Genomic DNA, 26721 nt, shown 5'->3' with positions numbered 1-26721 from the left:
AGATCCCGAGCGAGATACGGGAGAGTCCGAGGTACGGGAGAACCGGGAGGTCCGGGCCCGGGAGATCCGCGGACTCAGCCGCGGACTCAGCCGTTGCGCAGGCCGGCCATCCACGCCTCGACCTCGTCCGACCGGCGCGGCAGCCCGGCCGACATGTTCCTGTTGCCGTCCTCCGTGACGAGGATGTCGTCCTCGATCCGGACGCCGATCCCCCGGTACTCCGCCGGTACGGTCAGATCGTCGGCCTGGAAGTACAGCCCCGGTTCGACCGTCAGGCACATCCCGGGCTCCAGCGTCCCGTCCGCGTACGCCTCCCGGCGGGCCGCCGCGCAGTCGTGCACGTCGAGGCCGAGCATGTGGCCCGTGCCGTGCAGCGTCCAGCGGCGCTGGAGACCCAGCTCCAGCACCTTCTCGACCGGGCCCGCCAGCAGGCCCCACTCGACGAGCTTCTCGGCGAGCACGCGCTGCGAGGCGTCGTGGAAGTCGCGGTACTTCGCGCCGGGCCGCACGGCCGCGATGCCGGCCTCCTGCGACTCGTACACCGCGTCGTAGATCTTCCGCTGGAGATCGGTGTAGTGGCCGTCGATCGGCAGCGTGCGCGTGACGTCGGCGGTGTAGAGCGTGTGCGTCTCCACGCCGGCGTCGAGGAGCAGCAGGTCGCCCCGGCGTACGTCGCCGTCGTTGCGTACCCAGTGCAGGGTGGTGGCGTGCGGACCAGCCGCGCAGATCGAGCCGTACCCGATGTCATTGCCCTCGACGCGGGCGCGCAGGAAGAAGGTTCCTTCGATGTAGCGCTCGCTGGTCGCCTCCGCCTTGTCGAGGATCCGTACGACATCCTCGAAGCCCCGGACCGTCGAGTCGACGGCCTTCTGCAGCTCGCCGATCTCGAACTCGTCCTTCACGGCGCGTGCCTCGGAGAGGTAGACGCGCAGTTCCTCGTCGGTCTCGGCGGTGACCTTGTCGGCCAGCGCGCCTTCGATCCCGGCGTCGTGGCCGCGCACGTTACGGACCCGGCCCGTGGCGTCCGCCAGCTCGGCGGGCAGCTCGCGCACGTCCTTGGCGGGGATGCCCAGCAGCTGTTCGGCCTCGGTCAGCGAGTGCCGGCGGCCGACCCACAGCTCGCCCTGGCCGTCGAGCCAGAACTCGCCGTTCTCCCGGTCGGAGCGCGGCAGCAGGTAGACGGTCGCGTCGTGACCGTCCTGGTTGGGCTTCGGCTCCAGGACCAGGACGCCGTCCTGCGTCTGGTCGCCGGTGAGGTACGCGTACTCGGTGGAGGCGCGGAAGGCGTACTCGGTGTCGTTGGACCGCGTCTTGAGGTTGCCCGCCGGGATCACCAGGCGCTCACCCGGGAAGCGCGCGGAGAGCGCGGCGCGGCGGGCGGCGGTGTGGGACGCCTGCGCGATCGGCTCCAGGCCGTGCAGCTCGGTGTCGGCCCAGCCGGACTTCATGTTCTCTGCGAGCTCATCGGACACGCCCGGGTACAGACCGTTCTTCCTCGGCTTGATGGGTGCTTCTTCTGTCTCAGGCGACTCCGCATCCGGGATCTCCGGCGTATCCGGGGTTACCGGGGTGAGCTCCTCAGTCACGGCTTCTTCTCCTCATATGACTACAACAATGGGCCATCTTTCCCATCGTATGCGCGAGGGGAAGGTGACCCGAGGAGCGCCGGAGCCGGCGGGGGCGGTCAGCCGGTCGGGGCGCGGGTGGTCGGTGAGCGGTGAGTGGTGAGTGGTGGTCGGTGAGCGGGGCATCGGAGCGCCGGAGCGCCGGAGCGCCGGTGGGCGGGGCCTCGGGTGGTCGGCCGGGTGGCCGGTCGGTCGGCCGATTGGTCGGGCGGTCGGCCGGGTGGCCGGTCGGTGGTCAGTCGAAGCGGGCGGCCAGGAGCACGAGGTCGTCCCCGCCTGCGTCCCCGCCGTCTCCCGCACCTCTGCCGGTCCCCACCGCGGGCTCCGGCAACAGCCGGCGCAGTACGTGGTCGACGATCGCCCCCGGATCCCTCCTGGCGGCGGCCGGCACGCTCGCCGCCGCCGCGTGCAGCAGGGCGAAGGCGCGGTCCATGGGCTCGCCGGTACGCCGCAGCAGCCCTTCCGTGTAGAGCAGCACCGTCTCGCCCGGCGCGGGCGACACCACCACGCTCGGCGCCTGCCAGCAGCTGAGCACGGTGAGCGGCGCGGAGAGGGACGTCTCGACGAACTCGGTGCGCCGGTCCCCGACGATCAACGGCGGCGCGTGTCCCGCCCCGGCCAGCACGACCCGGCGCCGGTCGGGCTCCGCGTACGCGAAAAGCACGGTGGCGGTACGGGCCGGTTCGGTCAGCCGCAGCAGCAGTTCCAGGTCGGAGAGTACGGCGACGGGGTCCTCGCCCTCCATCACGGCGTACGCCCGCAGACAGGCGCGCAGCCGCCCCGAGGCGGCCACCGCGCCGGGCCCGGAACCGCTCACCGAGCCGACCGCCAGGCTCAGAGCGCCCTCGGGCAGGGGCAGCGCGTCGTACCAGTCGCCGCCGCCGAGCGGGCCCGTGCGGTGGCGCGCGGCGAGCCGCACGCCGGGCATCCGGGGCAGCAGGCCGGGCAGCAGCTCCTCGGTGAGGCTGGTCGCCCGCGCACGGGCCCGTTGCAACTCCACGACGCCGGCGAGCTGTTCGCCCGCGTACCGGGCGTAGAGGCGGACGAGGTGACGCTGCCGATCGGTCGGCGCGGCGGGCTCGTCGTACAGCCAGACGACGACGCCGAGTTGTCCGGGGAGGGAGGTGGTGGCCGCGCCGCCGGTCTCCGGTCCTGAGCCGGTGTTCGGTCCCGTACCGGCGTCCGTGTCCGTGTGGACGCCTGTGTCCGTGCGGGCGCCCGTGTCCGTACCGACGACCGGCCTCGTACCGGCGTCCGTGTCCGTACCGACGACCGGCCCCGTACCGGCGTCCGTGTCCGTACCGACGACCGGCCCCGTACCGGCGTCCCTGTCCGTGCGGGCGACGGTGCCCGTACGGGCGTCCGTGTCCGTGCGGGCGGCGGTTTCTTCGGTGCGTTCGCCCCTCCCCGTACCTGCCGCCCTCCGCGGCTCTCCCCGCGCCCCCTGTGCTCCCACCACCACCTGCGTCCCGCGCGCGGCCTCAGCCGTGCCGGTCAGTGGTACGGCGTAACTGGCGCTGTAACCGAGCCGGGCCGCGACCTCGCGTTCGAGCGGGTCCAGGTCGGGCAGGGCGAGCAGGTCGGGGACGCACACCGGTTCCGGCCGCCCGACGGCCGCCCCGTACCCGGCGCTCGCGGACCGCGTGCGGGGCCCGGCGGTTCCGGTGCTCGCGCCGATGTGGCTGGCGGTGTTCCCGCCGGTGCTCATGTCGGTGCTCCCGCCGGACCCGGCGAACAGCCGGCCGTACGAGACGGCATGGCGCGGCACGGTCTCCAGCTGGCCCAGCTCGGCGTGCGAGAGGCCCAGTCCGAGCGTGGTGGCAGGGCCCAGCCCGTCGGCCGGTTCGAGTACGACCAGCCCCCGGCCCGCCCCCACCAGGGCCGCTCCGGCCCGCAGAAGCTCATGGAGCACCGCGTCCAGGGAACGGATTCCGGCCAGCCGCTCGGTGAGTTCATGGAGGGTGGTGAGATCGGAGACCCAGCCGGCCAACCGGTCCTGGATGAGCGCGCCGGGCGCGGGGGACACGTCGCCGAGCGGCGGATCAGTGTGGGCGGGAGCAGGTACCAGGGCATCGATTCCAGCCACTTTCGGCATGTGCCGGGCGCTCATGGCAGTCGGCTCTGCGACCGGTGCGTTTCGCTCAATAGCATGGCGAACCCCCATGTCATTACGCTCATTTTGCGCGGCTGTCGGTGCATCCACATGTACACGCACACCGGATGCAATGTCCAGCATTGTCCCGATGTGATGGCGGCTATCCGTCGGATATCCACCGGGCGTCCGTGCGGCTCTCAGCTTGGCCGAAAAATGACCCGCCTGACTGGGTTTTGCGATCGACTGAGGGCGCTTGACTGGGGGATCCTCCAGGACCGGGTTGCTGTAAGGCCCGGGCGGAGCGTCATTCCGAACGTGATGGGTACGTAAACGGTGACGGACAGGGGCAGTTGCGACCGCCCCGGAACCTGGCGGCGGGGCCGGGCGTCTTAACCGCCGTAGGCAACGCCCGTTCCCCGGAGTGGCGAGAAAAGTACAGCGGGACAGCAGCGGGACAGTAAGCGCCATGCGCACGCCACCCCTCGCCACACGTTCAATGAAGACAGGCCGTGATCGATTCAGGGACGGTGCGGAAGCGCCGTTGAGCTGAAGGGTCCGGACCTGTCCCGGTGCCACGCGCGGGGGCGGCGGAACGTCCGGACCGCGCGCTGGCGCAAGCCTGGATCACGCACCGACGCACGTACCGAACTACGCACCGATGTACGCACCGTTTTGCACGTCAACGCACGTCAACGCACGTCAGGGCATGTCTGCACGCGATGTACGCACAGTGAAGTGATGCACACACATGGTGTCAGTGTCATGTGGACCTCGGCGTTCAACGGAAAGGAACGAGCGCTCATGCGCGAGATCCTCGGAAGGCGACGCAGGCTCTGGTTCCGACGCAACGGGCGGCGGCCTGGCCAGCTGGAGGCGGCGCTCACCTGCGCCACCGCGTGGGACTGGCCCGTACTCCCGGGCGCCGGGCTCAAGACGGCCGGCGGACGCGGAACACGCGGCCAGGGCTGCTCCTGCCCGGACCCCGAATGCGTCGTACCCGGCGCACACCCCTTCGATCCGGGGCTGCTCGCGGCGACCACCGACGCGCGCATGGTGCGCTGGTGGTGGAACAACCGCCCCACCGCCCCCATCGTCCTGGCCACCGGCGGCAGCGCCCCCTGCGCGGTGAGCCTGCCGGCCGTCGCGGGCGCCCGCGCCCTGGTGGAACTCGACCGGATGGGGATGCGGCTCGGACCGGTCGTGGCGACGCCCACACGCTGGTCGCTGCTGGTCGCTCCGTACACCCTCGAACAGCTCGGCGAGCTGTTGTACAGCAAGGACTGGGTGCCGAGTTCGCTCCGGTTCCACGGGGAGGGCGGCTACCTCGTACTGCCCCCGTCCGAGGCCGCGGGCGGCCAGGTGCGCTGGGAGCGGGCTCCGCTGAAGGGCTCTGCCGCACCCTGGCTGCCGGACGTGGAGGCGGTCGTCGACGCGTTGGTCGAGGCGAGCACCGGGGCGCCGGACGGCGGCAGCAGGCTCACGTACTGACGGCGACAGCGGGCTCACGTACTGACGGCGGCAGCGGGCTCACGTGCTGATTGCCCGCGTACGCCGGAGTGCGCGGCGGAAGTGCGCCAGGAGCGTGCGTGGGCGGGGGGTGTCGGGGGAGGCGAGGGACGCGCGGTGCGCAACTCCCGGCCCCCGGAGCCCTGTTGGCCGCGGCCTCGGATTCGGCGGGGCGGGCGGGGCGTGCCCGGGAACGCGAACGCCCGGTCGCTGGCGACGGGGGATGCACCAGCGACCGGGCTTCTAGAACCGTAACAAGAGATCGGCGGTTAGCAAATTCGATCCGGTGTATTCGGACAACGAATTACTTGCCAGTAAGGCAAGCTGTGACAGGTGTCACCGAACTACCGCCGAACCGCTGAGGGCTCCCGACTCAAGGTCCGCCAGCGCTCGTGGCTCGGGGCGCGTGGCTCTTGGGTGCAGGGCCCGGGAGCCTGGAGAGCCCGGCCGGCTCAACGACTCCCTGCCCCTGACACCCGGCCTCAGCTGAGCGTCACCTGCCGGTTGGTGAGCCCGCCGCGCGCCCTGCGCTCGTCACCGGTCAGCGGAGCGTCGGTCGCGAGCGCCGCCGCCAGCCGCTCGGCGAACTCCGCCGCCGGCTTCTCGCACTCCTCGGCGCCCATGCCGCTGGGCAGGTCCCACACCGGCACGGTGAGTCCGTGCGCCCGGAAGGAGCCGACCAGCCGGGTCCCCTCGCCGAGGCTCGACGTACCCGCCGCGTGCAGCCGCGCGAGCGCGTCGAGCAGCTTCTCCTCCGGGTACGGCATGACCCAGCGCAGGTGGTTCTTCTCCGGCGTCTCGCACCAGTAAGCGGCGTCCGTGCCGGAGAGCAGGGCGGTCGGGATCGCGGCGGCGTTGGCGCGCTCCAGGGAGGCGGCCACCTCGGCCGAGGCGTTCTCCGCGTCCGGCACCCAGAACTCGAATCCGGGATGGACGACCGGGGTGAACGCGGCCTGCGGGTCGAGCAGGTCCTGAAGCCGCGGACCGTCGGCCTCCACCCGGTGCGCCGCGACCGGGCTGCCCGGTTCTGCGACTAGCGCACGCCGGAGCGTATCGGCGAGATCCCGGCTCAGATCGCCGGACGAGGTGTCGTTCTGGAGCGCGAGCAGTACCGAGCCGTCGTCGCGGCGCAGCGCCGGCCAGGCCATCGGCAGGACGGTCGCGAGGGTCACGGACGGTACGCCGTCGGGCAGCCCGTCCTTGAGGGTCAGCTCGACGGTCGCGGCGGGCACCAGCTCGCGCAGCGCGACCCAGTCGCACTCGCCGGCCAGGCCCTCGAAGGGGCGCTGGACCAGCTCGGTCACGGCGTGCGCGGCGGCGCGCCCGTGACACGCCTTGTAGCGGCGGCCCGAACCGCACGGGCAGGGTTCACGGGCCCCGACCACCGGAACCGGTCCGTCCGTGAGCTGAGGCTTCACGGCCTTCGTCTGGGGGCGCTTCTTGGCCATGTGTGGCTTCTCCCGGTAGCGGCGATGCGGTGTCGGCGCGAGCCTAATGCTTCGCGGGAACGGCCCGCCGCCGACCGCTCGGTGCCGCCCGCCGCCGCACGAATCCGCCGAGACACCACCGACCCGCCGATGCCCCGACCGTCTCACCGAGGACCACCCGGTGATCGCCGGGGATCACCGGGGATCACCGGGCGTTTCGCCCGGCATCACCGGCATCACCGGCATCACCGCGTCTCACGGAACACCCGCGTCTCACGGCATCACCGGCGTCTCATCCCGCATCGTCGAACGCTCCCGCGAAGCCCACTCCGTCGAGCCCGCCGAGGCCGCCGAGCCCGCCGAGGCCGCCGAGGCCGTCCAGCCCATCGAGCGCTCCGATGCTGTCGAGCCGTCGGCTCCTGCCGTCGATACCGTCCAGATCCTCCAAGCCGTCGACGCCGTCATCGATGCCGTCGATCCCGTTCAGCCCCGCGAGGCCCGGCCCTGTGACGCGCGTAGCGAAATCGTCGCGCCGATGGCTTTCCGTAATGACCGCCCAGACCGTCACCTCGCCGGAAGCGCTGTCCCGGACGCCCCAGTCCTGCGCGAGGGACGTGATGATGTTGAGCCCGCGCCCGCCTCTCGCCGTGACCGATGGCGTGGCCGGAACGGGCCGGGTCGGACCACCGCCGTCCGTCACCTCGACGGTCAGCCGGCCCGCCTTGTCCACGCGCCACGCGGCACGGACATCGCCGTCTCCGATTTCCGCGCGTCCCAGCGGCCTGCCGTGCCGACAGGCGTTGCTGAGCAGCTCGGAAAGGATCAGTACGGCATCGTCGACGACCGAGTCCGAGACCCCGCTGCGGCGCAACTGCTCCCGCATCCGCTGCCGTGCTCTGCCCACGCCCGCAGGGCCATGGGGAACGGCCATGCTCGACGACGCGGGCACTTCCTGTGCCACCACAAACGCCACCCCCGAGACCTCCTTCGCCCCACGCCACGGTGTGGATGCCCCAACGGCCTGGGCCGGAAACCGGCCGGAGGGAGGCCATTGACGCACTCGTCGCGGCGGAACGCCGGACGAACGCGCCGGTACACCTCACGTCACGTCCGTGACAGCGAAGCGGACGGCGTCGGCCGGGGCCGGGCAGCCGCCGGGCCGAGCTGAAGGCGAGGTCAGACCGCGGTCAGGCGGGGCTCAGGCCAAGGTCAGGCGGGGGTCAGGCCGAGGCCAGGCCAAGGTCAGGCGGGGCTCAGGCCGAGGTCAGGCAGAGATCAGGCCGTGCGGCCGGTCAGACCGGGCGGCCGAGCTGGGTGAGCACCTGCTTGGGCCGGTTGGTGATGATGGCGTCCACGCCGAGGCGGACGCAGAGATCGACATCCTCCGGTTCATTCACCGTCCAGACATGGACACGGCGACCAGCTCGGTGCAGCCGGGCGATGTAGCCGGGGTGGTTGCGTACGACCCGGATTCCGGGCCCCGCGATCTGCGCGCCGGCGGGCAGCCGGCCGTCGCGCGCCCTCGGCGAGACGAACTGCATCAGATAGACGGTCGGCAGCAGGGGCGCGGCGGAGGCGATCCGGTGCAGCGAGCGCGCGGAGAAGCTCATGATCCGTACGGCCGACTCGTTGGGATCGTACGTTCCGTCGGGGGCGTTCGTCGGTGGGGCGTCCAGCCCGAAGCGCCGCAGCAGCTGCACCAGCCGCTCCTCCACCTGACCGGCCCAGCGGGTCGGGTGCTTGGTCTCGATGGCGAGCTGGACGGGGCGCCCGGCGTCCGCGACCAGTTCGAGCAGCCGCTCCAGCGTCAGTACGGAGGTGAACTCGGGGTCCCGCCAGTCCGGGCTCTCCTCGCTGTCCTTCCAGGAGCCGAAGTCGAGGGTCGCGAGATCGGCCAGCTCCAGGGCGGAGACGGCGCCGCGTCCATTGGAGGTGCGGTTCACCCGCCGGTCGTGGACGCAGACCAGATGTCCGTCAGCGGTGAGCCGTACATCGCACTCCAGCGCGTCGGCACCGTCCTCGATGGCTTTCATGTAGGCGCCCAGAGTGTGCTCGGGCGCGTCCTCCGACGCTCCGCGGTGGGCGATGACCTGGATGCTGCGCTGCCGTGCTTGAGTCACCGCGCCATGGTGTCATCGTGACGGGGTAGGCGGGCGGGACAACTGAGAGATGGACGGGTGAACGGCGGGCGTTCATCAGCCCGTCGTCGCGGACCGTGCGCGTTATGTCCGTAAATAAAGGTTGGCAGGCCAGACACACAGGTCCTGCTTACAGTGGCCTGACGCGCTGTGGGAAAAGCTGACCGCAGAGACTTGCTGGACACGTGCACCCGCGACACTTGCACAGCGACACCTGCACAGGGCGACAGCCGAACAGCGGAACTCTTGCCGAAGACTGATGTGGAACCGAGGAGAAAGAGCTGTGAGCACCGAGAACGAGGGCAACGCGGTCCCCGCCGCCCCGTCCGTACCTCCCGTGCCGGATGCCACTCCCGGAGGCACACCCGCGTCCGCTCCGAGTGAGGCCGCGCCCGAGCAGCGCGACCAGCGGCAGCAGGACCAGCCGCACCAGCAGCAGTACGACCAGCAGCAGTACGACCCGGCGGCGCCGGAGCGTACGGGCCCCGCCCCCGCGCCGGCGTACGCACCCGCCCCCGCGCAGGGGCCCGCGCCCGCGCCAGGGCCCGCCCCCGCGCCCCCGCAGGGGCCGGCTCAGGATGCCGCTCACGCCGGCGCGCCCGTGGGTGCGCCGACCGCCGCCTCCGCCGCCTGGCCGCCGCCCCCGCCCGTACTCCCCGCGTACGGGAGCCACGGCGGCGACGGGGCGCAGGGAGGCGGCGGGCCGTACGGAGGCGACGGCAGCGGTGGCGGCGGTGGCGGCCCCGTCTGGGGCGCGCCGGTGCCGGGACACGAGCCCGTACCCCCGCGCAAGCGCACCAACGGCCTGGTCACCGCGGTGGTCGTGGCCGCGCTGGTCGCGGGCGGCATCGGCGGCGGGATCGGTTACTGGGGCGCGAAGAGCAGCGACGGCTCGGTCGGTTCGACGACGGTCTCGGCCGCGGACGCCCCGAAGGACATCAAGCGCGACTCGGGCACGGTCGCCGGCGTCGCGGCCAAGTCCCTGCCGAGCGTCGTCACCATCGAGGCGAAGGGCGGCAACGGTGAGGGCGGTACGGGTACCGGCTTCATCTATGACAAGGAAGGCCACATCCTCACCAACAACCACGTGGTGGCCTCCGCGGCCAACGGGGGTGACCTCACCGCGACGTTCTCCGACGGCAAGAAGTACAACGCCGAGGTCGTCGGCCGGGCCGAGGGCTACGACGTGGCGGTGGTGAAACTCAAGAGTGCGCCCGCCGGCCTGACCCCGCTCCCGCTCGCCAACTCGGAGAAGGTCGCGGTCGGCGACTCGACGATCGCGATCGGCGCCCCCTTCGGCCTCTCCAACACCGTCACCACGGGCATCATCAGCGCCAAGAACCGCCCGGTCGCCTCGGGGGACGGTTCCGGCTCCAGCAACTCGTACATGAGCGCGCTCCAGACCGACGCCTCGATCAACCCGGGCAACTCCGGCGGCCCGCTCCTCGACTCCCGGGGCGCGGTCATCGGCATCAACTCGGCCATCCAGTCGGCGGGCAGCGGCGGCATCGGCCAGTCGCAGGCCGGCTCGATCGGCCTCGGCTTCGCCATCCCGATCAACCAGGCGAAGAACGTCGCCGAGCAGCTCATCAAGACCGGCAAGCCCGTCTACCCCCTGATCGGCGCGACGGTCACCATGAGCGAGGAGGGCGAGGGCGCGGTCATCTCTCCCCAGGGCGAGGGCGGCGCCGCAGCGGTCTCCCCGAACGGCCCGGCGGCCAAGGCGGGCCTGAAGGCGGGCGACGTCATCACCAAGTTCAACGACACCCCCATCGACAGCGGCCCCACCCTGATCGGCCAGATCTGGACCCACCAGCCCGGCGACACGGTCACCCTCACCTACAAGCGCGACGGCAAGGAGTCCACGACCCAAGTCACCCTGGGCAAGCGCGAAGGCGACAGCTGACCGGCTAAGGGCTGTCCCGAAATGCCCGGCGGGCGCGCGACGACAGCTACGCCACCTCGCCGCGTTGTCGGAGCGTCCGCGTACATCCGGTATGCGGATGCTCCTCCGCCGTGCGATGCACCGCATCTGACGCCGCGCGCTGATCCACCAGGCATGACGGGACAGCCCTCAGGCTGTCCCCGCGTCACCACAACTCCGGCGAACCGCCGGACGACGCGAGGGTGGGTTGCCCGAGCGGCCTGATGGAACGGCGTTGAGACCCGAAGCGGCCCCGGACGACCCTCGATCGACGGTGCGTCGGAGCTTGACCAGCTCCACATAAGCGCAGATGAGGCGGGGCCCCGGATGCATCCGGGGCCCCGCCTCTGTACGTGCTGTCTCACCGCGTGCGGCTGCCGTATCCCGCCAGATCAGCCCGCACGGACCACCCACGGACCCAAAAGCTGGCTCGCTCTGGCCCGGCTGCGCGGCTGCGCGGCTGGAGCGAGCACCTTGGCGTGGGAAACCTGCTGTGGCTGGGGTGGTCGGCTTCACTCGGGTTGAACAAGACCAGGTGCCGCTCGTTCACATTCCGGGCCATATCTAGCCTCTCCGAGTTGCCGACCAGCGTACGGCCCTCTGAGCATGCGACCAAACTGACTCCGCAGACGTTGGTCATTCAATTCTTTGAAAATCGAAGTATCTCCTTCGAGACTTGCTTAGTGGCGTCCGTAGCTTCAAGGTCTCGCAGTTGAGAGCGCGATATTCCTAGTTGCGCAAAGATCGCGAGATCCAGCAAGTACATACTGTTTGAAATTTTCACATAACCCATACTCAAGAGGTAATCCATAACGACTTGAGCTCTCTTATTGGTGCCGACTACCAGGTTATCCATCATGGGCTTGTAAACAGCTGCCTCGCGGCGCTTTGCATCCTTGAAGCGCAGCACAATTCGACGAAATTCGAGATACAAATAACGGCTCTCTCGAGCGTCAGCAGCAAGTCCTCCAACGTCTAGACGGCGCTGATAGCGTGACCACGGAAAGGTCAAATCATCCTCGCAGATGACAAACAGGTCGTTTGGGTCGGCCTGAATTTTTATTCCGTCGCTGATAAGTGATCCAGAAGACAGCAGAACCGGATTCTCGCCAGCTGCGACGTAAGTTTGAATTTCGTTGGACGAAAGCAATAGATCGCCGCATGAAATGTAGACATTTGAGCCGAACTTGAACGACGGGTGATCGCTTCCGAGGGTCACCTCTGGGACATTCCAGATATTGGCGTGACTCAATTCGCGAGGGAATGAAATACTAGTCGTTCCTTCGTGTGTAGCGAAGGCTAGAAAAACTACGGGCTCGCGCGTTTCGTGGCGGTGAATGGAAAAGGTAGCAACGAGCCGGTTGCCAGTCTTTCCAACCGCCACGAAAAGTCGGTCGTCGGCCTTACATGTGGATTTCAACGACTCATACAAAGAGCCCACGTCTTCCGAATGGCAAGAGGACGAGTCCCCTTCGCTTGCCCGTCCCAAGCTGTGTGAAAAGAAAGCATACATAGGGGAATGCTTCCACGAACTGCTAAGGATTCCATTCCGTATTGCCTGGGCGGATTTTTCCGAGACCAGAGCACTGGATTGAGCGCGCGCAGTAACATAATCCCTGAAGATTACATTAAACCATCCATCTTTTCGCAAGAACGGATGATTTGAGAGCTGAGTGTCCACGGCAGCATCGTACGATTCCCGCAACTCGGAAGGGAGTGATGCAGGAATGTCGAGATCCAGTCTCATATTTTCAACGTAATCGAGCAGGCGTGCACACTGTTCCTCAGGCGCGTAGAGGACGGGCAACAGCGCTTCGTTTTCGTTGCGCTTGAAGGAGTCGGTTTCTTTGTATTGATTGACAAACTTTTCCTGCTCCCGCAGTAGGAGTTGATCAATTACGTCAGCAATCATGTCCCAATGAGCGAAATTAGCACCGGAGTGATTAAACGAGCGTTCAAGCGTAGCGAAATTTTCGACTGCCAAATATTCTGCCGCGACATCGAGTACTGGAGCATAACCAAGGAAGTCTCGCACGTCCGGATCGCTCCAAATGTTCACGGAACGTTCCGTAATTGCAGAAGCCAGGATGCCGAACAGCCCATCTCTTGCCGCCTTGTAGGGCTGTGAGTGCCGCAAATGCAATGGCTCTTTGTTGTCACTCTGGAAAACTCCAGAAACCCTCTTCTCGAGATAACTTTCGGCCTGCTCCTTTCCGAACGGGCGAATCTCGTAATGAGAATATTGAAGGCATCTCTCGTCAAAGAGTTCTTGAAGAGTTCGAGCACTCTCTGCGCGTGACAGAATTACGATTGCTGCTTTGCCTCCAAAAATCTGAGCGGCAGTATCGGCTATTCCTCGGACAAAGGCTCGGAAGTTTGCTTGGCCAGATCGTACTTCCGCCTCGTCAAGCGCATCCACGATTAGTGTGGTTTTACTTTCATGCATAGCTTCCGAAAAGTCTGCGTACTTTCTAATTCCGAACGACTTTGCCAAAGCGCCTTCTAGGGTCGCGTCACCGACCTGCAATCTGGAAAGGTCGAGAATCGGGGCATGAAGGGTATTTCCGATGTAGGAAGCGGCGGCACTTTTTCCTACTGCGGCTGGCGCCGTAATAAGCACGAGAGAGGGAGGCAGGGGGGTGCATGTCGAAACTTCCCGGACTTCCGGGATTTCGTAATCGGCGTTCTCTTTGCGTTCCTCTCGGATGCCGTAGTCATTACTGAGGATTCCGTACCAGTCGGTGGAGCGGCCAAGCGTTGAACAGAGGTCTTCCAGAAGCATGTTGGCCCCTTGATAGTCGGACTACTGCCATACTTCTAGCAGCTCGTCTGGGCCTCTGTACTCGTAATCACATAATATCCATTATGTCGTAATTGTATAGTATTTAACCGCTGGTCCTGTGCTGGCTTCGGTCAATTCCGCGTCGATCAGGCTGTTCGAGCTGGTCTGGCCTCTGAGGATCATGGCGTAGAGGTGGTGCAGGACGGCGGGGCTCTGGCCGGCGCGGCAGGGCTACTTCTACTGAGTCTGCGCCGGCCTTGGGCCAAAGGCAGATGCCCGCGTGTCGGAGGGAGTGGGGGACTTCGGCGAAGGGTGCCTGACTCTTCCTTTGAGAGCGCTTTGATGCGTCCTTTTCCCATTCCCAGCAGTACTCGGTGCAGAAGAGGCGGCCGTCCGGGGCGGTGCCCCGTAGGAGGTGCCTTTGCTCGACCTGTCCCAGGAGCTTGATTCACCAGCCGGCCGGGGCGTCGGCGCTGATCGCTGTCGGAATGCTGTCCTTGTCCGGCCGCTGAGTGGCCGGCAGCGGCACGACCCCGGTCGCCGCCCGCGCTTCACCGGCTCCGTGTAGATGTGCTTTGAACTCCCCACGGCACTTGGCGGTCCGAATCAGGCTGGCATTCGTTGACGCGGACGATGGTCGGGTGCAGCCCGAGGGACCGCTTCGACGCGGGTTCGGTGGTCACCTTGGACTCCGGGCAGGTGACCGGGGGCAGCGACCGGATCACCTTCGTGCGCCGTCGTAATTCGCCCTGACGTTCGCACGATCAGCTCAGCCAGCACGTTACGGGCCGCCGCCTCTCGGATTCGGGGCTCCTCGGTGGACTCGCCGCACTCGCCGAGGAACAGAGCGGGGAAGTTCTCGGGATCCGGCTCGTAGGGGCCCGGCTCGTACATACGCATACGCACGAGGGGTCTCTCCTGGGGCTGGCTGGGGCAGGGCGAATCGGCGCGCGGCGGGCATCGTGTGACCCGTCGAGCGCCACCGAGGACCCGATCGAAGTGACTCCTAAAGAGGTCATCTCCTCAACTCTTCTTTAGGAGTCGTATGCTGGCGCTGTCGCACGAGAGGACGGTTGAGTACGCATGGCGAAGGCATACGAGCGGATCGCGGACGAGCTACGGGAGTCCATCCGCGCAGGTGAGCTGAAGCCCGGCGACCGCTTGCCCTCGGAGACGAAGCTCGCGGAGCGGTACCGGCGCAGCGTTCCGACGATTCGGGACGCGCTCCGGCTGCTCCAGGACGAGGGGCTGGTCGAGAAGCAGCACGGTCGCGGGAACTTCGTCCGCCGGGCCCGTACGCGGGTGCTGCGTACCAACGACCGGCACCAGTGGGAGAAGGGCCGGGCGCGCGAGCCGGAGGCCAAGCGGCTGGAGACCGGCTCCACCGAGCATGACACCGGCCTCGGGGTCAATGATCTCGTCTTCCACGCGTCGTACCGCGAGACCGAGGCGGACGAGGGGATCGCCGAGGCGCTCGGAGTCCCCGAGGGGGCCGTCCTGGTGGAGCGCACCTACCGGACGCGGTACGCGGCCGAGACCGCGCCGTTCGCGCTGGTCACCTCGTATCTGGTCCGCGAGATGGTCGAGTCGAACCCTGATCTCCTGGACGCGGCCAATGAGCCCTGGCCCGGCGGTACGCAGAGCCAACTGCTGTCGATCGGGATCGAGTTGGACCGTATCGAGGAACGCGTGACCGCCCGGCCGCCGACGCCGGAAGAAGCGGAGGAGCTGGAACTACCGCCCGGGACCTCGATCCTCCTGCTCCGAAAAACCTCGTTCGACCTCAACGACCGCGTCGTGGAGGTGTCCGACGTCACGCTCCCCGGTGACCGTACAGAAATGCTCTTCGTCACTCCCCTGGAAAGGTGGTGAGCGCCGTGAGCAGCCGGCGCATCGTCGTCATCACTGCTGTCCACGCTCCCTCCGCCCACTTCCTGCCGGACGCGTACAAGTCGCTCTGCGCGCAGGAGTTGCCCGAGGGTGGGGAGTGGCACTGGCTGATCCAGGAGGACGGCCGGAGCGACGAGGTCGCGCCGCACGTGCCCGATGACCCGCGCGTCACGTTCCATCAGGGTCGCCCCGGCGGCCCGGGGACCGCCCGTACGCTCGCGCTCGCGCACGCGGACGGCGAGTACGTGAAGGTCCTGGACGCCGACGACCAGTTGCCGGCGGGCGCGCTCGCCCGTGACCTGGCCGCGCTCGAAGCCGACCGTACGATCGGCTGGGCGACGTCGCGCGTACTGGACCTGCTGCCGGACGGCTCCACGGCCGGCTTCCCGGGCGACCCCGACGCCGGGCCTCTCGAACGCGGCGCCGTGCTGGCGTACTGGTCGGCCAATCACCACCGCGCACAGGTCCACCCGGCGACGCTCTTCGCGCGCCGGGAACTGGTCCTTGCTCTTGGTGGGTGGATGGCACTGCCGGCCTCGGAGGACACCGGGCTGCTGCTCGCGCTGGACGCGGTCAGCCGCGGCTGGTTCACCCCCGAAGTGGGGCTCCTGTACCGCAAGTGGCCGGGTCAGGCGACCGGCCAGGCCGCGCACGTCGACCCGGCGGAGCGGGACGCGCGGATGGCGGTGGTGGAGGCGCGGGCGCGGGCGCTGTCGGGGCTGGGGTGGAGCTTTCCGGCAGGCCCCGGCCTTGTTCCCTGAGTGGCCCGAGTTCTCAGGAGCGTCCTGAACGCCCTGAGCAGGATCAGAGCGTGAGTACGGGGCGGACGGAGAGGTCCTCCCACAGGTCTTCACCGGCGGGGCCGTACACGAACTCGGCGAAGAGAGGGTTGCGGTTGGCGGTGGCCAGGGGCAGCCACGCCAGCATGTGGCCGTATCCCCCGCACACCGACTCGCCGCCGTCGCCACCGTGGACCGCGGTGATGTCGCTTGTCAGCTCCGTGCGGTAGGGGTCGTACGCGATACGCAGCCCGAAGGCACTCAGCTGCTGATGCGGGCCGGTGTGGTCCGCGTAGGGGATGCGGTCGAGGGGGCAGTCATTGCCCCACCGGAACAAGGTGTTCGCGCCGGCGTCACAGGCGTGCTCCCACTCGTCGGAGCTCGGCATCCGTAGGCCACGTGCCGCGAGGACGTTCGGCATGTCGGCGGGCGGTTCGGTCAGGTTCTCGTCCTCCACGGCCATGAGCACTGCGGCCAGCACGACACTCCGGCGCGGGCTGAGTACCTCGGCGAGGTGGGCCCGCAGGCCAGAGCCGTAGCCGAAACCCTGATCCAGGCTTTCCGCGTAGTCGGCGGTCTGCTCGGGCGTCGGACGCCAGGCGGCGAGGTCGAATCCGAGGGCCACAGGGCCACCGGGTATCAGCGCGAACTCCTGCCCCTTCCGCTCGATCCGCACGCGGTGCAGCGGCCTACCGAGGTGCTCGACGGTCTCTACGGCGGTCACGCGGCCATCCACTTGGGAGGCCGCTTCCCGGGCGACGCGGCGCGCGGCGGACAGCTCGAAGAGTCGCCACTGGTCGAGACGGAGATCAGCGAGAGACATACGCCGCAGTGTGACACTCGGGTCCGACATCCCGGCGGCACTGGGGCATTGACCGGTTACGGGCTGACCGGCATCTCGTAGGCGATCTCGCAGGTGGCCACCGGGGTGACGATGTCCGCCGTCTCGACCGGCCGTGCGTCGTCGCTGCAGTACGTCCGCCGGATGCGCGTCACGAGCGCGCCGCGCTGTACGCCGAGGAGCGTCGCTTCCTCGATGTCGGCCCGGCCGGGCTCGGGCTGCGCCACGACGTGGCTGACCGTGATGCCGATCTCGGCCATGCGGTCGACGACTCCCGCGTCGGCGCGCCGACCGCCCTCGGGCAGCACGATGAGAGTGCCCGACATGAGGTCCTACGGCTCCCAACTGGGCGCGGGTGACGGAGCCACTCGGTGATGTGCTTCGGTTGGCGGAGAGTTGAGGGGTGCGGTTGCCGGAGCCGGACGGTGACGAGGACCAGGATGACGGTCCCGTGATCCCGGGGGTGACGCTGCGAGCCGGCTCCCCCGTAAGGGAAGGGGCCGGGCCGCAGTCGCGTCGGGCGTACGTCAAGGGAGCGTCTCCGCGTCGATCCGGGAGAAGACCAGATCGCTCTCGCCATCGAGGGTCCCCCGCCACCGCACGGGTACGACGGCCTTGTTCCGTATCGCCGCCGGGTAGCTCTCGGGCGCGTAGTCGTTGGCGAGCCGGTAGACGTGGAAGCCGTGGTCTCGCATCGTCCGCAGCAACTCCTCGGCGGAGTCGCCGAGCAGTGCCATCCGGTCGGGGGACACTTCGACCGTGATCTCGGCGTCGGGTCGCAGCTTGTCGAACAGGGGCACCATCCCGCGCACGACGGGCCCCTCGGCTCCCTCGACATCGATCTTGATCACCCGGGCGCTCGTGATCTCCTCGGCCAGGAGCACCTCGGGCAGCGGCAGCGCCTCGATCTCGAACGACGACTCGGCCGGCCCGTCGTACGGGACGATGCTGTTCGCGCCCATGTTCGCCGAGCTGGCGAGCACGAACGTCAGGGCTCTCCTGCTGTCGGAGACGGCGCCGTTCACCGCCCGGATATTGGGGCGGCCGTTGAGTTGCGCGTGTTGGAGCACCCTCTGATGGAATGTGGGAGACGCCTCGATCGCCACGACCCGGCCCTCGGCCCCGACCAGTCCGGCCGCGAGCACGCTGTAGTACCCGATGTTCGCCCCGATGTCGACGAACGTGTCCCCGGGCCGTAGTCGCCCCTGAAGCCACCGCGTCATGTGTGGCTCCCACACCCCGAACATGTACAGATACCGCTGGATCAGGTCCTGAGTGTCCACTGCGAACCGAGCATCGAACCGCGAGCGGACAACCCGCTGTCGCGGGCGCTCGCGCAGCCGCGGGTTCACGTACCGCCCGGCCAAGGTGGCCTTGCCGAGGGCCCCGGGGGCGTCTCGCAGGTAGCCCCTGCCGAGAGTGATCAAGAGATCTGAGCTGCGACTGAGCATCCAACTGGCCTCTCCGCCGGGTCCCGCGTCAACCGTAGCCCTGCCGCGGCTGCTCGCGATGCTCGCGCCGGGGTTGCGCGGCTATGCCGGTGCTGGTGTAGGCGCCTGTCCAAGGCGCAGCTGCTGCGCGCTCCGTAGCGTGGACGCGCCGTCCATTCAAGGCTGCACAGGGGTGGAAATTTTGGATAGTCGCAGGTCAGAGGTGTGGAATGGAAGTCGTTCACTGGCAAGTCCGGTGCCAGGCCGACAACGGGTGGCGCCGCCCGGTGCAGCTGAGACAGAGCCGCTCCCAGCGAGCTTGCGCGGCTAACCACCGCTCTCCTCATAGTGGCCCCGTCGAGCCCGGACCCGTCGCTTGGTCCCCGAGCGCTCGCTTCCATCCCCTCGTATGCGGCTGACGCATGCCCGGATCCGAAAGAAGCCAGATGAACCCGACCGGCCCGCAGAACCCCACCCAGACGCTTCTGTTGATCGTGCTCGCCCTTGTCTTCGTCGGCTTGATGGACGTGACGCACCGATACCCAAGCCTTGCTGTGCCCCTGACCGTTGCCATGACCGGCGTCGGGCTGGTGATCGTCGTCCTCGGGTTCGACGCAGGCCGCCGATAGCGCTGCTCGGCGTCAGGGTGGTCTCCTGCCCGGAGCGGCGAGGTACGACCCGAGCCATCCTGTCGCAACGATCCCTCTGCCTCCCGGCAGCCGCGCTTCTAAGATCCTGAGAGATCTGGATGACTTCGGCTGCTGGGGGACAAGTTGGGTACCGGCGAACAGCTCGTGACCATCGCTGCCGTGCTGTTGGGTGCGTTCACGACGCATCTGACCAACTACGTGATGGAGCGGAGCCGGCACCAACGGCAGCTGTTGACCCGGTGGGATGACCGGAAGCTGGACGCGTACGCGGGCTTCGTCGACCGGGTTCGGGCCGGGATCTTCCTCGCTGTGCAGTTGTACGAGCACCGGGAGCAGATCCGGCGGAGCGAGCACTCTGAGGTCGAGATGCTCGCGGAGATGGCCGACGCCGAGCGGCAGCGCGGGCGGTCGTTCGAGCAGGTGATGCTGCTCGGTGGTGACGAGGTGGTGGAGGCGGCTCACGAGCTGCACGCCATGGTGCGGGCCATCGACTGGCAGGCGACCGGGAAGACCGTGGGAACGCTGGAGGAATGGCGGGAGCGGAACCGCGCCGCCTTCCGCGGGATCAACGCCTTTCACGAAGCAGCCCGGGTCAACCTCGGGGTTCAGGGCAAGGTCACCGGCGAGAATCACCCGGAGCGGGATCTGCTGCTTCCCGCCGCTCGCCGCGACGACGATGCTGCCTCTGCGTGACGCTGAGCGTGCGTGGCATCCTGGCCGGGTCCCTCGGCGCGGGCCGTTTTCGGATCCCGTGGGCCGGGGACGGGCCAACGGCCCCCGACATCAGCCGGGGCCGGTAGGCTGTAGCCGCTCCGCAGCAGGTGGGCGGGGCATGGGTGGGTTGCCCGAGCGGCCTAAGGGAACGGTCTTGAAAACCGTCGTGGCAGCGATGTCACCGTGGGTTCAAATCCCACACCCACCGCCAGGTGAGAGGCCCCTGACCAGTACGTATGGTCGGGGGCCTTTGCCATGGCCGTTCCCCGCCGGGCGCCGCTGTTCCCCCTGGTTTCCCGCTCTGTCGGGCACGGATACGCCCGGCCCGTTGTCGGCCGTGACGACCAGGTGGCGGCGGCGTCGGACTCCTGGCTCAGCGGGTCGGACGCTGAAAACGACGGCTCGGCGTCCGCTGCGTCGGACTGACTGCCACGTCCCACCGGCTCAGTCCGACGACCTCTGATCATGAAGCGAAGCGTCTTCGGGTGCCGGGTCTTCAGGCGGTCTGCGGTAGCGGCCCATGCTGGCCATGATCAGAAAAGTTCCGGCTGGGGCTGCCAGCCCGTAGGCCAGGGCAAAGCCGTCCCTCACCAAATTGAACAGGACGAGCACGCCGATGAGGCCAGCGATCAACAGAGGACGTCGGATGATGTGCCGCGCGACCATCTTCATGCGTTGACCTGCCCGAACGCGTGTGAGTCGTTCCCACTCTGACGCTGCCATGCCACCACCTTAGGGCTGGTCCATGTGTCCGGCGCCCGGATCGGCCCGCTTGGTCAGATGCTCGCGGGAGTTGACCCCGGGGCTCGGAGGGGCTTCCCAGCTGAGCGCTTTTCCTGGGGCGGTCGTTGAGCTCGGCGGCGGCGTCCACGTGGTGGCGGGGCCACGATCGCGAGTGAGGGGCACGCAGCGGACACGATGGCGTCGACAACGGTTCCGTCTGGGCGCCCTTACTCGTCTGACCTGCGACGGAGCCCAGAAGTCGCTCGACCGGCAAAAGGTCTTGAAAACCGTCGTGGCAGCGATGTCACCGTGGGTTCAAATCCCACACCCACCGCAGCAGGTCAGCATATGTGCAGGTCAGAAGGGGTGCTCCTCGTCGAGGGCGCCCCTTCCTGCGTTCGTCGGGGCTTTGGGGGGCGACTGCGGGCGCCGTCGTTCTCGTCGTGGTTTGTGCCAGGGTGGCAGGGAGTGTGTCCTGACGGAGGGAGAGCCCAGTGCGCATCGGTGAGGTGGCCGCGCGAGCGGGGGTCAGTACTCGGGTGCTTCGTTACTACGAGCAGCAGCGGTTGCTCGTCTCGACGCGGACGCCGGCCGGGCACCGGCAGTACGAGGAGGCCGCCGTGGAGCGGGTCCGGCTCATTCAGCTGTTCTACGGGGCGGGGCTCTCCAGCAAGGCCATCCGCGAGGTGCTGCCCTGCGTGGACGCGGGCGAGCGGAGTCCGGTGGTGGTGGAGCTGCTGGCGGCCGAACGCCGGCGGGTGGAGCGGCGGATCTCCGATCTGCTCACGGTGCGCGACCGCCTGGACGATGTGATCGACGCCGCGGTCGACCCCCACTACGACTGCGCCGCCGCACGCGCGCGCTGACGCGGACGCCCAGCCCCGCGGGCTGGGCTTGCACTTGACATTGATGTCAAGTCTTAGCGTCTGGAGACATCGGCAGGGAGGCGACGCCGTGCGGCGTCGGCGCCCGTGACATGTGTTCCAGGAGATGACCATGAGTGAAGCGTTCGGGTTCCGCGAGTTCGGCGGGCCGCAGGTCCAGGAGTTCTTCGACCGGCCGGACCCGGTCCCGGGCCCGTCGGAAGTGCTGGTGCGGGTCACCGCCGCCGGCGTCAATCCCCTTGATCACAAACTGCGTTCCGGCATCGCGCCGCAGTTCTTCGGCGAACGGCCGTTCCCGCATGTGCTCGGCGCGGAGGCCGCCGGTGTCGTGCTGGCCGTGGGGGCGGAGGTCGAGGGGCTCGACGTGGGCGACTCCGTGTTCGGCTGCGCGCTCACCGGGGGCGGCACCTACGCGAGGACCACCCTCCTGTCCGGGGCGCACACCGCGCGCAAGCCCGAGGGGCTCCGCGACGACTGGGCGGCGATCATCCCCGTGGCGGTCACCTCCGCCCTCAACGCGATCGATCAGCTCGACCTGCCCAGCGGCGCCACGGTGCTGGTCAACGGAGTCGGAGGAGGCGTCGGGTACGTGACCGCGCAGGTCGCCCGCGATCGTGGCCTGAAGGTCATCGGTACGGGCGGCACCGCCAAGCGCGCGCTCGCCGAAGCGGTCGGCGTGACGTTCGTCGACTACACCGAAGGTGATGTCGTCCGCCGGGTGCGCGATCTCGCGCCGCACGGCGTCGACGGTGTGGTGGACCTCGTCGGCGGCGCGTCCCTGCGCACCGTGGCGCCGCTGGCCAGGGACCCCAAGAAGGTGGTGTCCGTCACCGATGAGACGGTGTCCGAACTCGGGGGCGAGATGGTGCGCCGCCGGTTGGAGCGAGCCGATCTCGAAGAGGGGGCCGCGCTCATGCTGCGGGGGAGCCTCGACCCCGGCGTCACCGCCTATCCCTTCTCCCGTGCGGCCGAAGCCCTGGCCCTCGTGGAGGACGGTCACGCCCTCGGCAAGGTCGCCCTCGACATGAGCCCCGACACGACCCCGGGCACCCCCGGCACCACCCCCGGTGCCGCCCCGTCCCACGGCTGAGCCGAGAGGACGGCCGGCGCGGCGGCCGGGCGCGGGTGGCCCACAGCGACCCCGGAGAGCCCTGGGGGACCCGGGGAGGGGTGGGGCGTCCGGATGGTGGACGCCGAATTCTGTTGCACCTCTGTTGTATCTAAGCTGTGCACATGCCATCCGCGCCCGCTCCCGCGTCCGTCGTGCCCGTGAAACCGCCCCCCGCCGCCGAGCGGGTCTACAGCCACATCAAGGAAGCGGTGCTGGACCGCCGGTACGAGGGCGGCACCCTGCTCACCGAAGGGGAGCTGGCGGAGGCCGTCGGGGTGTCCCGTACCCCCGTGCGCGAGGCGCTGCTGAAGCTGGAGGTCGAGGGGCTGATCAAGCTCTACCCGAAGAAGGGCGCCCTCGTGCTGGCGGTCTCCGCGCAGGAGATCGCCGACGTCGTCGAGACCCGGCTGCTGGTCGAGGAGTTCGCCGTACGCAAGGCCGTACCCGCCTCCGCCGCGCTGATCGCCCGGCTGGAGGAGCGGCTGGAGGAGCAGCGCCGGCGGGCCGAGGACGGGGACCTCGCGGCGGTGGCCGTGAGCGACCGGAGCTTCCACGCCGAGATCGTGCGCCACGCCGGCAACCAGATCCTGCTGAAGCTGTACGACCAGCTCAGGGACCGGCAGCTGCGGATGGGGGTCGCCGTGCTTGAGGCCCATCCGGACCGTATCGCCAAGAACGTCACCGAGCACGCCGAGATGCTCGAAGCCATCAGGGCGGGCGACGCGGACCGCGCCGCCGCCTGTGTGCGCAGCCATGTCAGCCGGGTCAAGGTGCTGGTCAGGGGGGAGGCCCGGTGAGCGCCGCCGCCGTCACACTGCCCGGCGATCCGCCCGGTGGCCGCCGGGCCGCCTGGGTCTGGGGCATCGGCGTCGCCGTCTACTTCGTCGCCGTCATCTTCCGTACGAGCCTGGGGGTGGCCGGTCTCGACGCCGCCGACCGGTTCCAGGTCAACGCCTCGGCCCTGTCGACGTTCTCCATACTCCAGCTGCTCGTGTACGCGGGCATGCAGATACCCGTCGGCCTCATGGTCGACCGGCTCGGCACCAAGAAGGTGCTCACGCTCGGCGTGGTCCTCTTCACCGTCGGACAGCTGGGCTTCGCCTTCTCCCCGTCGTACGGCACGGCCCTCGCCTCCCGCGCGCTGCTCGGCTGCGGCGACGCGATGACGTTCATCAGCGTGCTGCGGCTCGGCACCCGCTGGTTCCCGGCCCGGCGCGGGCCGATGGTCGCGCAGATCGCCGCCCTCTTCGGCATGGCGGGCAACCTCGTCTCCACCATCTTCATCTCCCGCACCCTGCACGGCCTCGGCTGGACGACGACCTTCGCCGGCAGCGCGCTCGCCGGGGTGTTCGTGCTCGTCCTGATGCTCCTCTTCCTGAAGGACCACCCGGAGGGCCACGAGCCGCCGCCCGCCGAGCACGCGGGCGCCGCCTACGTACGGAAGCAGATCAGCGCGTCCTGGCGCGAGCCCGGCACCCGGCTCGGGATGTGGGTGCACTTCACCACCCAGTTCCCCGCGATGTTCTTCCTGCTGCTGTGGGGGATGCCGTTCCTCGTGGAGGCGCAGGGCCTGTCGCGCGCCGTCGCGGGTGAGCTGCTCACCCTGATCGTGCTCTCCAACATGGTCGTCGGCCTGGTGTACGGGCAGGTCATCGCCCGGCATCACGCGGCCAGGGCCCCGCTCGCGCTGGGTACGGTCGCGGCGACCGCGCTGCTCTGGGCGGCCACGCTGCTGCACTCCGGCGCGCACGCCCCGATGTGGCTGCTGATCACCCTGTGCGTGGTCCTCGGAGCCTGCGGTCCCGCGTCGATGATCGGTTTCGACTTCGCCCGGCCCGCGAACCCGCCGGAGCGTCAGGGCACGGCCTCCGGAATCGTCAACATGGGTGGTTTCGTCGCCTCGATGACGACGCTGCTCGCGGTCGGCGTGCTCCTGGACGCGACCGGCGACAACTACCGGATCGCCTTCTCGTCCGTCTTCGTCCTCGAAGCGATCGGGGTCGTGCAGATCCTGCGGCTGCGCGACCGCACGGCCCGCCGGGAGCGGGAGCGGCTGGTGGCGAGCCGGGTGGAGGCTGTGCACGTACCCGTGTGAGGCCGGGACGCGGGGACGCGCCCTCGGCCCGGTGGCGGGGCGGGGCGGGGCGGTCGGTCGGTCGGGGCAGAGGGCCAGGGCGCCGCACGTCGGGCGCCCCGTAGCCCCCGCCGCCTGCCCCGCAGCCCCCGCCGCCCGCCAAGCCGGCCCGCCCCTCAGCCCGCCCGCTAAGCCGGCCCGCCCCTGAGCCCGCCCGCCAAGCCGGCCCGCCCCTCAGCCCGCTACGCCAGCCCGTCAGCCCGTCGCCCGGGCGCCCACGCCCCGATCCGCGCCTACGGCGTCACCGCGAACTCGCGCAGGATCGCCTCCGCCAGCTCCTCGTCCCCGTCGATCTTGATCTGGTCCGCGACCGCCGCCGGCCGGACCCGCCCGCACGCCAGCCGGAAGTACGTGTCCCAGTCCGTCGCCAGTGTCACCACGGGACCGAGCGACGGCGAACCGTCGATCGAGCCGCGCCCGTCCGCGTTGACCCTGACCGTACGGAGAAACTCCAGAGGGCCCGTCACATCGATCACGACCGCCGAATTCGGCGGCGCCCCCGCGTCCTTGGCCACCACCTTCGGCAGCGCGGCCAGCAGCACGTCCCGGGTGACCAGGGCGCCGGGGGAGTCGATGTTGCCGGGCCTGCCCAGCGCCGTCCGCAGATCCTGCTCGTGCACCCAGAGGTCGAACGCCCGCCGCCGCATGGCGGATTCCAGGGTCTGCTGGGTGCGCAGCGGCGCCGGGACCATGGTCTCGGGCGCACGGGTCTCGTTCCGCATCTGCCGGTTGCGGCGGATGATCGTGTACTCCAGCTCCGAGACGATCTCCGGCGCGGTGTGGTGGCGCCTGACGTCCACCTGCATCTCCATGTAGCGGGTGAACTCGCTCTGCACATGGTAGAGATCGCGTGGCAGCGAGTGAATGGGCCGTGGATCCCCGAGCATCTCGCACTCCATGCCGATGACATGCGAGACGATGTCCCGTACGGACCAGCCGGGGCACGGCGTGCGCCGGTTCCACTCGCCTTCGACGAGTGGCTGCACCAGCTCGACTATGGCCTCGATGGAATGGGTCCAGGCATCGGCGTAGTTCTGAAGGCTGGGATGGACGGTCACGGGACCCCTCGGCGGTTCTGCGGTACGCGGGCTGGCTTGCTAGGCGGGCGGGCTACGGCTGTACGGCTGCGGGCTGCGTAGGAGGCTCGGCAGCTAAGTTACGCTGCCCGATGGCACCCCGGCAGTGCTTTCGTGTGACGATCGTAGGCCCGTGTTGACGGCTCGAATGCCAGGACGGTGGTACTGTGCGCGCTTCCCTGCTCCAGATCGCAGTAGACCCGGACGAATCCGTCGATTCCCGTAGGCACCGCGTTGCCTCACTGGTACGGGAGCAGCGCGGCGTCGACCTTGTCGTCCTGCCGGAGCTGTGGCCGGTCGGGGCGTTCGCGTACGAGACCTTCGCCGAGGAGGCGGAGGCGGCCGAAGGGCCCACGTTCCAGGCGGTGTCGGAGGCGGCGCGTGACGCGCGGGTCTGGCTGCACGCCGGTTCGGTGGTGGAGCGGGCCGGGGACGGACGGCTGTACAACACCTCGCTCGTCATCTCTCCCGCCGGTGAACCGGTCCGTACCTACCGCAAGATCCACCGTTTCGGCTTCGACAAGGGCGAGGCGACGCTGATGGACGCGGGCGACGCGCTCGTCACCGTGGCGCTGCCCGCGAGCGGTGACCGGCCGGAGACCACGCTCGGCCTCGCCACCTGCTACGACCTGCGCTTTCCCGAGCTGTTCCGTGGTCTGACCGACGCGGGCGCGCAGCTGCTCGTCGTCCCCGCCGGCTGGCCCGCCCGCCGGCGCTCGCACTGGACGCTGCTGGCGCGGGCCCGTGCCGTGGAGAACCAGGCGTACGTCCTGGCCTGCGCCACCGCCGGTACGCACGCGGGGGTGGAGCAGTCGGGCCACAGCATGGTCGTGGACCCCTGGGGCGAGGTGCTCGCCGAGGCGGGGACGGGCGAGGAGGTGCTGACGGTCGCCTTCGACCCGGGGACGGTCGCCACGACCCGCGAGCGGTTCCCGGTGCTGCGGGACCGGAAGCTGGGGCTGGCCCCTCCGTCCGGCGCCTGATGACGGGAC

21 protein-coding genes, 1 tRNA gene and 1 pseudogene are annotated in these 26721 nt (G+C 69.1%); 12 read left to right on the top strand and 11 right to left on the bottom strand.

Translation table 11 applies throughout. From position 1 onward, the window contains the following. Window positions 1–86 precede the first annotated feature (86 nt). Both ACFY6S_RS22040 and ACFY6S_RS22035 read right to left on the bottom strand, forming a co-directional pair. Window positions 87–1586 (bottom strand): aminopeptidase P family protein, encoded by a 1500-nt coding sequence (locus tag ACFY6S_RS22040; protein ID WP_388824114.1) that lies wholly within the window; start codon window positions 1584–1586, stop codon window positions 87–89. 274 nt (window positions 1587–1860) lie between these two features. Then, window positions 1861–3219 carry a PP2C family protein-serine/threonine phosphatase gene (locus ACFY6S_RS22035; RefSeq protein WP_388824844.1) on the bottom strand — a complete coding sequence of 453 codons (1359 nt, stop codon included), beginning with the start codon at window positions 3217–3219 and terminating at the stop codon, window positions 1861–1863. 1302 nt (window positions 3220–4521) lie between these two features. Here ACFY6S_RS22035 and ACFY6S_RS22030 point away from each other — a divergent pair. Next, window positions 4522–5208 (top strand): bifunctional DNA primase/polymerase, encoded by a 687-nt coding sequence (locus ACFY6S_RS22030; RefSeq protein ID WP_388824841.1) that lies wholly within the window; start codon window positions 4522–4524, stop codon window positions 5206–5208. Between the two features lie 500 nt (window positions 5209–5708). Here the strand turns inward: ACFY6S_RS22030 and ACFY6S_RS22025 are convergent, their stop codons facing one another. From ACFY6S_RS22025 to ACFY6S_RS22015, 3 genes are all read right to left on the bottom strand, one after another. After that, complete coding sequence (locus ACFY6S_RS22025) at window positions 5709–6674, bottom strand: DUF5926 family protein (RefSeq protein WP_388824112.1); 966 nt, start codon at window positions 6672–6674, stop codon at window positions 5709–5711. Window positions 6675–6945: 271 nt separating this feature from the next. Beyond that, window positions 6946–7626 (bottom strand): ATP-binding protein, encoded by a 681-nt coding sequence (locus ACFY6S_RS22020; RefSeq protein WP_388824110.1) that lies wholly within the window; start codon window positions 7624–7626, stop codon window positions 6946–6948. Between the two features lie 319 nt (window positions 7627–7945). After that, on the bottom strand, window positions 7946–8773 hold the full coding sequence (locus ACFY6S_RS22015) for a glycerophosphodiester phosphodiesterase (RefSeq protein ID WP_388824108.1): 828 nt from the start codon (window positions 8771–8773) through the stop codon (window positions 7946–7948). A 301-nt stretch (window positions 8774–9074) separates the two neighbouring features. On the opposite strand from ACFY6S_RS22015, the gene ACFY6S_RS22010 reads away from it, so the two are divergent. Next, window positions 9075–10697, top strand: coding sequence for a S1C family serine protease (locus ACFY6S_RS22010; protein ID WP_388824106.1), 1623 nt, complete (start codon window positions 9075–9077; stop codon window positions 10695–10697). A gap of 658 nt (window positions 10698–11355) precedes the next feature. On the opposite strand, the gene ACFY6S_RS22005 is transcribed toward ACFY6S_RS22010, so the two are convergent. Further along, window positions 11356–13497 carry a hypothetical protein gene (locus ACFY6S_RS22005; protein WP_388824104.1) on the bottom strand — a complete coding sequence of 714 codons (2142 nt, stop codon included), beginning with the start codon at window positions 13495–13497 and terminating at the stop codon, window positions 11356–11358. A 1083-nt stretch (window positions 13498–14580) separates the two neighbouring features. Here ACFY6S_RS22005 and ACFY6S_RS22000 point away from each other — a divergent pair. Then, the gene (locus ACFY6S_RS22000; RefSeq protein ID WP_388824102.1) at window positions 14581–15369 is read left to right on the top strand and encodes a GntR family transcriptional regulator; all 789 of its coding nucleotides are present in this window, start codon (window positions 14581–14583) and stop codon (window positions 15367–15369) included. Next, entirely contained in the window at window positions 15366–16148 is a 783-nt protein-coding gene (locus tag ACFY6S_RS21995; RefSeq protein WP_388824100.1) for a glycosyltransferase family 2 protein, read from the top strand. Before ACFY6S_RS22000 ends, ACFY6S_RS21995 begins: the two co-directional genes overlap by 4 nt. Before the next feature lie 43 nt (window positions 16149–16191). Here the strand turns inward: ACFY6S_RS21995 and ACFY6S_RS21990 are convergent, their stop codons facing one another. The 3 genes and pseudogenes from ACFY6S_RS21990 to ACFY6S_RS21980 all read right to left on the bottom strand — a co-directional run bounded on the left by ACFY6S_RS21990 (window position 16192) and on the right by ACFY6S_RS21980 (window position 18458). Beyond that, window positions 16192–16989, bottom strand: coding sequence for a hypothetical protein (locus ACFY6S_RS21990; protein ID WP_388824098.1), 798 nt, complete (start codon window positions 16987–16989; stop codon window positions 16192–16194). A gap of 56 nt (window positions 16990–17045) precedes the next feature. Then, window positions 17046–17354, bottom strand: a pseudogene (locus ACFY6S_RS21985) (UTRA domain-containing protein); the annotation flags it as partial. A 180-nt stretch (window positions 17355–17534) separates the two neighbouring features. Then, entirely contained in the window at window positions 17535–18458 is a 924-nt protein-coding gene (locus tag ACFY6S_RS21980; RefSeq protein WP_388824096.1) for an FkbM family methyltransferase, read from the bottom strand. A 425-nt stretch (window positions 18459–18883) separates the two neighbouring features. Here ACFY6S_RS21980 and ACFY6S_RS21975 point away from each other — a divergent pair, with 425 nt between their 5' ends. The 3 genes from ACFY6S_RS21975 (at window position 18884) to ACFY6S_RS21965 (ending at window position 20012) form a co-directional block, all read left to right on the top strand. Beyond that, a complete protein-coding gene (locus ACFY6S_RS21975) occupies window positions 18884–19066 on the top strand; it encodes a hypothetical protein (RefSeq protein WP_388824094.1) in 183 nt (60 codons plus the stop codon). 180 nt (window positions 19067–19246) lie between these two features. Continuing rightward, complete coding sequence (locus tag ACFY6S_RS21970) at window positions 19247–19780, top strand: hypothetical protein (protein WP_389462587.1); 534 nt, start codon at window positions 19247–19249, stop codon at window positions 19778–19780. Window positions 19781–19922: 142 nt separating this feature from the next. Next, window positions 19923–20012, top strand: a tRNA-Ser gene (locus tag ACFY6S_RS21965). 233 nt (window positions 20013–20245) lie between these two features. Here the strand turns inward: ACFY6S_RS21965 and ACFY6S_RS21960 are convergent. Then, window positions 20246–20473: a hypothetical protein gene (locus tag ACFY6S_RS21960; RefSeq protein WP_388824090.1), complete on the bottom strand. Its 228-nt coding sequence runs from the start codon at window positions 20471–20473 to the stop codon at window positions 20246–20248. A 545-nt stretch (window positions 20474–21018) separates the two neighbouring features. Here ACFY6S_RS21960 and ACFY6S_RS21955 point away from each other — a divergent pair. From ACFY6S_RS21955 to ACFY6S_RS21940, 4 genes are all read left to right on the top strand, one after another. Beyond that, entirely contained in the window at window positions 21019–21390 is a 372-nt protein-coding gene (locus ACFY6S_RS21955; protein WP_388824088.1) for a MerR family transcriptional regulator, read from the top strand. Between the two features lie 130 nt (window positions 21391–21520). After that, window positions 21521–22498 (top strand): NADP-dependent oxidoreductase, encoded by a 978-nt coding sequence (locus tag ACFY6S_RS21950; protein ID WP_388824086.1) that lies wholly within the window; start codon window positions 21521–21523, stop codon window positions 22496–22498. Window positions 22499–22641: 143 nt separating this feature from the next. Then, window positions 22642–23316 carry a GntR family transcriptional regulator gene (locus ACFY6S_RS21945; RefSeq protein ID WP_388824084.1) on the top strand — a complete coding sequence of 225 codons (675 nt, stop codon included), beginning with the start codon at window positions 22642–22644 and terminating at the stop codon, window positions 23314–23316. Then, the gene (locus ACFY6S_RS21940; protein ID WP_388824082.1) at window positions 23313–24614 is read left to right on the top strand and encodes a nitrate/nitrite transporter; all 1302 of its coding nucleotides are present in this window, start codon (window positions 23313–23315) and stop codon (window positions 24612–24614) included. Before ACFY6S_RS21945 ends, ACFY6S_RS21940 begins: the two co-directional genes overlap by 4 nt. Before the next feature lie 272 nt (window positions 24615–24886). On the opposite strand, the gene ACFY6S_RS21935 is transcribed toward ACFY6S_RS21940, so the two are convergent. Further along, window positions 24887–25711: a maleylpyruvate isomerase family mycothiol-dependent enzyme gene (locus ACFY6S_RS21935; RefSeq protein WP_388824080.1), complete on the bottom strand. Its 825-nt coding sequence runs from the start codon at window positions 25709–25711 to the stop codon at window positions 24887–24889. 185 nt (window positions 25712–25896) lie between these two features. On the opposite strand from ACFY6S_RS21935, the gene ACFY6S_RS21930 reads away from it, so the two are divergent. Next, the gene (locus ACFY6S_RS21930) at window positions 25897–26712 is read left to right on the top strand and encodes a carbon-nitrogen family hydrolase (RefSeq protein WP_388824078.1); all 816 of its coding nucleotides are present in this window, start codon (window positions 25897–25899) and stop codon (window positions 26710–26712) included. Window positions 26713–26721 lie beyond the last annotated feature (9 nt).

This window comes from Streptomyces sp. NPDC012835 (genome assembly GCF_042900885.1).
Taxonomy (GTDB): Bacteria; Actinomycetota; Actinomycetes; order Streptomycetales; family Streptomycetaceae; genus Streptomyces.
Note: the sequence above shows the minus strand (reverse complement) of the source record. Positions and strands in the feature narration are given on the sequence as shown.

Bases quoted from the DNA above. Each gene is read 5' to 3' on its own strand.
- ACFY6S_RS21950 (WP_388824086.1), top strand. From the start codon at position 21,521: ATGAGTGAAGCGTTCGGGTTCCGCGAGTTCGGCGGGCCGCAGGTCCAG.
- ACFY6S_RS22005 (WP_388824104.1), bottom strand. From the start codon at position 13,497: ATGCTTCTGGAAGACCTCTGTTCAACGCTTGGCCGCTCCACCGACTGG.
- ACFY6S_RS21975 (WP_388824094.1), top strand. From the start codon at position 18,884: ATGAACCCGACCGGCCCGCAGAACCCCACCCAGACGCTTCTGTTGATC.
- ACFY6S_RS22025 (WP_388824112.1), bottom strand. From the start codon at position 6,674: ATGGCCAAGAAGCGCCCCCAGACGAAGGCCGTGAAGCCTCAGCTCACG.
- ACFY6S_RS22030 (WP_388824841.1), top strand. From the start codon at position 4,522: ATGCGCGAGATCCTCGGAAGGCGACGCAGGCTCTGGTTCCGACGCAAC.
- ACFY6S_RS21980 (WP_388824096.1), bottom strand. From the start codon at position 18,458: ATGCTCAGTCGCAGCTCAGATCTCTTGATCACTCTCGGCAGGGGCTAC.
- ACFY6S_RS21945 (WP_388824084.1), top strand. From the start codon at position 22,642: ATGCCATCCGCGCCCGCTCCCGCGTCCGTCGTGCCCGTGAAACCGCCC.
- ACFY6S_RS21990 (WP_388824098.1), bottom strand. From the start codon at position 16,989: ATGTCTCTCGCTGATCTCCGTCTCGACCAGTGGCGACTCTTCGAGCTG.
- ACFY6S_RS21960 (WP_388824090.1), bottom strand. From the start codon at position 20,473: ATGAAGATGGTCGCGCGGCACATCATCCGACGTCCTCTGTTGATCGCT.
- ACFY6S_RS22000 (WP_388824102.1), top strand. From the start codon at position 14,581: ATGGCGAAGGCATACGAGCGGATCGCGGACGAGCTACGGGAGTCCATC.